The sequence below is a fragment of the Selenomonadales bacterium genome (assembly GCA_017442105.1).
GTDB lineage: Bacteria > Bacillota > Negativicutes > RGIG982 > RGIG982 > RGIG982.
The window spans coordinates 1-6032 of record JAFSAX010000123.1; the positions used below are offsets into that span (position 1 = coordinate 1).

Annotated in this window: 5 protein-coding genes and 1 other annotated feature; of the genes, 4 read left to right on the forward strand and 1 reads right to left on the reverse strand. The window is 49.9% G+C overall.

Going from position 1 to position 6032, the window contains the following annotated elements; translation table 11 throughout:
• Positions 1-5 precede the first annotated feature (5 nt).
• Both thiD and tenA read left to right on the forward strand, forming a co-directional pair.
• Complete coding sequence (thiD, locus tag IJN28_04750; GenBank protein MBQ6713077.1) at positions 6-818, forward strand: bifunctional hydroxymethylpyrimidine kinase/phosphomethylpyrimidine kinase; 813 nt, start codon at positions 6-8, stop codon at positions 816-818.
• Position 819: 1 nt separating this feature from the next.
• Positions 820-1482: a thiaminase II gene (tenA, locus tag IJN28_04755; GenBank protein MBQ6713078.1), complete on the forward strand. Its 663-nt coding sequence runs from the start codon at positions 820-822 to the stop codon at positions 1480-1482.
• A gap of 51 nt (positions 1483-1533) precedes the next feature.
• Here tenA and IJN28_04760 read toward each other — a convergent pair whose 3' ends face one another.
• Positions 1534-3090 (reverse strand): ABC-F family ATP-binding cassette domain-containing protein, encoded by a 1557-nt coding sequence (locus IJN28_04760; protein ID MBQ6713079.1) that lies wholly within the window; start codon positions 3088-3090, stop codon positions 1534-1536.
• 201 nt (positions 3091-3291) lie between these two features.
• Positions 3292-3542, forward strand: a binding site (T-box leader).
• A 50-nt stretch (positions 3543-3592) separates the two neighbouring features.
• Between IJN28_04760 and pheA the strand changes: the two genes are divergently transcribed.
• Positions 3593-4417 (forward strand): prephenate dehydratase, encoded by an 825-nt coding sequence (pheA, locus tag IJN28_04765; protein MBQ6713080.1) that lies wholly within the window; start codon positions 3593-3595, stop codon positions 4415-4417.
• 169 nt (positions 4418-4586) lie between these two features.
• Positions 4587-5603 (forward strand): 3-deoxy-7-phosphoheptulonate synthase, encoded by a 1017-nt coding sequence (aroF, locus tag IJN28_04770; protein MBQ6713081.1) that lies wholly within the window; start codon positions 4587-4589, stop codon positions 5601-5603.
• Positions 5604-6032: the final 429 nt, after the last annotated feature.

Genomic DNA, 6032 nt, shown 5'->3' on the forward strand with positions numbered 1-6032 from the left:
AGGGAATCAATGTGAAAACAGCTTTATCTATCGCAGGCAGCGATTCGAGCGGCGGCGCAGGGATCCAAGCCGATATGAAAACGATGGCGATGAACGGTGTCTATGCCATGACGGCGATCACCGCACTCACCGCGCAGAATACGACAGGCGTGCAAGGTATCCACGAAGTACCTGCCGAGTTTCTTGCGATGCAGATAGACTCGGTATTTACCGATATCGTACCCGATGCTGTCAAAATAGGCATGGTCGCATCGGCAGAACTTGTCGAAACCATCGGTGCAAAACTCGCCGAGCATAAGGCGAAAAATATCGTCGTCGATCCTGTCATGATCGCAACGAGCGGTTCCGCACTTGCCAAAGGCGGTGCCGTTGAACGAATGAAAGAAGTCCTCTTCCCGCTTGCGGCCGTTATCACGCCGAATATCCCCGAAGCAGAAGCCTTGTCGGGTATGACGATCCGCACGGAGAGCGAGATGGAAGAAGCAGCCAAGCTTCTCGGCAGAGAATACGGCTGTGCTGTCCTCGTCAAGGGCGGTCATGCGGTAAGCGATGCCAACGACGTTCTCTGGACAGGTGGTGACATCGTATGGTTTCACGGGAAACATATCGACAATCCGAACACGCACGGCACAGGCTGTACGCTCTCGAGTGCCATTGCGGCGAACCTTGCCAAAGGCTATTCGATGATCGATGCTATCGAACGTGCCAAAGCATATATCTCGGGTGCTCTTAGTGCCATGCTCGACCTCGGCCGGGGCTCGGGCCCGCTCGATCACCTCTTTGATCTTACAGGCGAATATGCGAAGGAGGCTAAGTGATATGGCAGTTGTAGACAGACTTCTCGCGGCGGCGAAACCGATCTGGGACAGATATAACGATCATCCGTTCGTTAAAGGCATCGAAGACGGTACGCTCGACAAAGAAAAATTCCGCTACTATATCCTGCAGGATTATCTCTACCTCGAAGAATATGCCAAGGTATTCGCCATCGGCGTTGCCAAAGCAGAGAGCCTTGAGATGATACGCCTCTTTGCAGGCTATATCAACGTCCTCACCGACGGCGAGATGGATATCCACCGCGGCTACATGGGCGAGCTGGGCATCACGCAGGAAGAGCTTGACAGTACAGAGCGCGCAATCGACAACCTCTCGTACACGTCGTATATGCTCCGCGTTGCGTATGAGGAAACACAGGTCGAGATATTGGCGGCTATCCTTTCTTGCGCACACAGCTATGAGATGATAGCCAAACGCATCATCGAGAGCAATCCTGCATCGGTCGATCACCCATTTTACGGCGAATGGATCAAAGGATATGCCTCGGACGCGTATACGAAAGAAAACGTAACTCTCATGGCACACCTTGACCGTCTGACGGAAAACTATACCGAAGCACAGATTCAGCATCTTATCGACATCTTCGTCATCAGCTCGCGCTACGAAGAAAAATTCTGGGATCTGTCGTGGAACATGAGTAAATAACGAGATACAAAAAAAGAAGCACTTCGCGTGAAGTGCTTCTTTTGCTTTTCATTATACGATCTTCGTCGTCCAGCCTTCGATGTTCCAGATATCCGATACCCAGTCCTCATAGAACTCGGGTTCGTGCGATACGAGAAGGACGGTGCCTTTGAACGCTTTGAGGGCGCGTTTGAGTTCCTCTTTAGCATCCTGGTCGAGATGGTTCGTCGGCTCGTCGAGGATCAGGAAGTTGATATCCTTCTGCATCACTTTGCACAGACGTACCTTTGCCGCCTCGCCGCCCGAGAGAGCGATCATCTTGCTTGTGATATGTTCGTTCGTCAGACCGCAGAGCGCGAGTGCCGCACGGACTTCAAAATTCGTCATGCCCGGATATTCCTGCCATACTTCTTCGAGTGCCGTGTTGTCGTTGTCACGGCTCGTTTCCTGCTCGAAGTAGCCCGGTTCTAAGAACTCGCCCAGCTCAACACTGCCCGACACCGGTTTGATGATACCGAGGAGCGTTTTGAGAAGCGTCGTTTTACCAAGACCGTTCACGCCGCGGATCGCGACCTTTTGACCGCGTTCCAAAGATACGTTGACAGGCTTCGTGAGAGGGCTGTCGTAACCAAGCACCAAGTCATGCGTCCGGAATACGAAACGGCTCGGCGTGCGTGCTTCGCGGAAATGGAATTTCGGCTTCGGTTTTTCAAGAGGTTTTTCGATGACCTCCATCTTATCGAGCCATTTCTGACGGCTGTTCGCCATACCGCGCGTTGCCACACGTGCTTTGTTGCGCGCGATAAAATCTTCCAAACGGTCGATCTCCTGCTGTTGGCGTGTAAATGCCGCCTCCTGCTGTTTTTTGCGGATCTCGTACATCTTGAGGAAGTCGTCATAACTGCCCTTGTAGCGCGTAAGCTCTGCATTTTCTACGTGATAGATAACATTGACGACACGATTGAGGAACGGGATATCGTGCGATACGAGAATAAACGCATTCTCATAGTTCTGCAAATATGTCGTCAGCCACTCGATATGCTCTGTATCGAGATAGTTCGTCGGCTCGTCGAGGATAAGGATCGTCGGATTCTGGAGAAGGAGCTTCGTAAGGAGCACCTTCGTACGCTGACCGCCCGACAAGTCCGTTACATCGCGGTCAAGGCCGATATCTCTAAGTCCCAGCCCGCCTGCTACTTCTTCGATCTTCGCATCGATCGTATAGAAGCTGTTCGCCTCTAAGATCTCTTGGATCTCGCTCGCCTCTGCCATCATCTTGTCGATATCATCGGGCGACGCTTCGCCCATCCGGTCATACAGACCGAGCATCGTCTGCTCGAGCTTGAACATCTCATCGAACGCCGTTCTTAAGACGTCGCGAATAGACATTCCCTTCTGCAGTACCGAATGCTGATCGAGATAACCGATCGACACGCGGTTCGACCATTGGATCTTGCCCTCATCAGGCGTCAGACGACCCGTAATAATATTCAAAAACGTCGATTTGCCTTCACCGTTCGCACCGATGAGGCCGACATGCTCGCCCTTCAAGAGGCGAAAAGAAGCATCTTCCAATATCGTTCTCGCACCAAAACCGTGCGAAACATGTTCTACCGTTAATACGCTCATATTGATCCTCCGCGTTTATATTATGATAGTAGTCTAGCGTAAGAAACAGCGGATTGCAAACGATTTTTCGATTTTATCGTAAAAAAACAGCGAAACGTGAAAAGAAGGTCATAAAAACAAACGACAAGAGAAAGAGGGTTGAAAATAATTGCTTTTCGGATATAAATGTGATATAGTATAGCCAATCAAATAATGATGCTACAAAATGCAACGAAGAGGAAAAGTACACGTTCTATTCTGACACAGAGAGTCGGGAATATGCTGGGATCCCGATGAGGAAAAAACGTCGAAGTTCGCCTTGGAGCAGCTCGCTGAAGTCAATGATGGTAGGCGATGACGGAACCTTCACCGTTATATAGAAGGAGAGTATCGGCTATATGCCCGTACTTAGATGAGGTCTTACTTATAAGACGAACGTTAGGTGGTACCGTGAGAAGTGTCTCGCCCTTTCGATAAGGGGCGGGATTTTTTTATATCGCAGTACTCGTAAGGAGGAAATATCATGGAAAAAATTGCCTATCTCGGCCCGTGCGGCACCTACTCGGAAGAAGTCGCACAGCGACTGTTCGGTAACAGGCAAGACGTAGAACTCGTCGCGTATCAATCCATCGACCGCGCCATCCGCGCCGTCGAACAAGACGACGCACTGTTTGCCGTCGTACCGATCGAAAACTCGCTAGGCGGGTCCGTCACCATCACGCTTGACATCCTCGCGCATGATGCCAGCCTCTATATCGTCAGTGAAGCCACGCTCGCCATCGAGCACGCGCTCTTTTTGCCCGAAGGAACAGTCACCGAGATCGTATCCCATGAACAAGCACTCGCGCAATGTCGCCATTATATAGAAGAAAACTATCCCAATGTCCTCATGCGCCCTGTCAAAAGCACCGCGCACGCCGTAGAGCTCGCCGCAGAAAAAGGCAGCACCATCGGCGCTATCGGCTCCGTTCGCGCAGGCGAAGTATTCGGGCTCACCCCCATAGCCACAGCCATTAACGACACCGCCAACAACAGCACGCGATTCGTTGTCCTTGCCAAAGACCATATACAGCCGCAAGGCACGAACGTCAAAACGTCCATCGTCTGCCAGATCAACGGGCAAAAACCGGGTAGTCTATATGATCTACTTTACGAATTCAAAAAACACGACGTCAACTTAACGCGTATCGAATCGCGCCCCGCACGTACCGCACTCGGAGAATATATCTTCTTCTTCGACCTCGAAGGCACACCGCGCGAAGACAATATCCGCGAAGCATTCGACGCGATCCAAAAAAACAGCAGTTGGTTTAAACATTTAGGCTCGTACACAGTAGAACAAATATGATATAATAAAAAGAAGAAGTCTTACATAAGACTTCGCGCATTGCTCTATTGTGCCGACGCACAAATGCGATTATCGAATCACATCATAACGTATCCTTACAAGTCGTTTATGATGTGATATAATAGAAAGAAGCAAGAGATAAGAAGAGATAGCAAAGGAGCATTTTATTATGGTAATAGTAATGAAACCGGAAGCAACCAAAGACGAGATCAACCTTATCATCAGCCGCATCGAAGGAGCAGGCCTTAAAGCACACGTCGTAGAAGGCGAATTCCAGACCATCATCGGTGTGATCGGCGATAAAAAACTCATCTCCTCCCAACCGTTCGAAACGTACGGCGGTGTAGATAAAAAAGTAGCCATCTCCGCCAGCTTCAAGCTCGTCAGCCGCGGATTCAAAGCAGAAAACACCGTCATCGACGTAGACGGCATCAAAATAGGCGACGGCTCCCTCGTCGTCATGGCAGGCCCCTGTGCCGTAGAAAGCCAAGAACAGATCCTCGAAGCGGCTAAGATCGCCAAAGAAGGCGGCGCACAATTCCTTCGCGGCGGCGCATACAAACCGAGAACTTCTCCGTACTCCTTCCAAGGACTTGAAGAAGAAGGCCTCAAATACCTCGCCGCAGCACGCGAAGCAACAGGCCTCAAGATCATCACCGAAGTCACCGACGTCGAGACCGTAGAACTTGTAGCAAGCTATGCCGACATCCTTCAGATCGGCGCACGTAATATGCAGAACTTCAAACTCCTTAGAGCAGTCGGCCGCACCAACCGCCCCGTCATGCTCAAACGCGGACTCTCCGCAACGATGGACGAATGGCTCAACGCAGCCGAATACATCATGAGCGAAGGCAACCACAACGTCATCTTCTGCGAACGCGGTATCCGTACATACGAAACATACACGAGAAACACCCTTGACCTCGCGGCTATCGGTATCCTCAAGCACCTCAGCCATCTTCCTGTCATCGTCGACCCGAGCCACGGCACGGGCAAATGGCGACTCGTCAAACCGATGGCAATGGCAGCTGTCACCGCAGGTGCAGACGGCATCATGGTCGAAATGCACCCACGCCCCGAAGAAGCACTCTCCGACGGCGCGCAGTCCCTTAACCCCGAACACTATCTCGACATGATGAAAGCCCTCACCAAACTCAAAGCCTTCCTTGTCGAAGCCGACTTATAAGAAAAAACCAAGCGGGCGTTTCTCTCAAAAAGGGAAACGCCTTTTCTTATCGTATAAAAACGCATGAACATAGACAGAATAAGGGCGCAAACACATTCTTGAAAAAAGTGATAAAAAATCAAAAAAACTTCAAAAAAAGTGTTGACGAGATGATTCTGTTGTGATATTATAAACAAGTCGCCTCAAGCGGGCAACGAAAAAAATAGAAAATCACAAATAATAGTTGACATAAACTAAAACTTGTGATAGACTATTAAAAGTGTTCTTTGAAAACTAAACAATGCAAACAACAAACACGCTAGATGTGCGCACACAGTTCTTCGGAACTGTAGGCAAACAAACAATTTCTTTTTAAACCAGATTTAATAAGAGCCATCAAGGTTCTTCAATAAAATTTATTGGAGAGTTTGATCCTGGCTCAGGACGAAC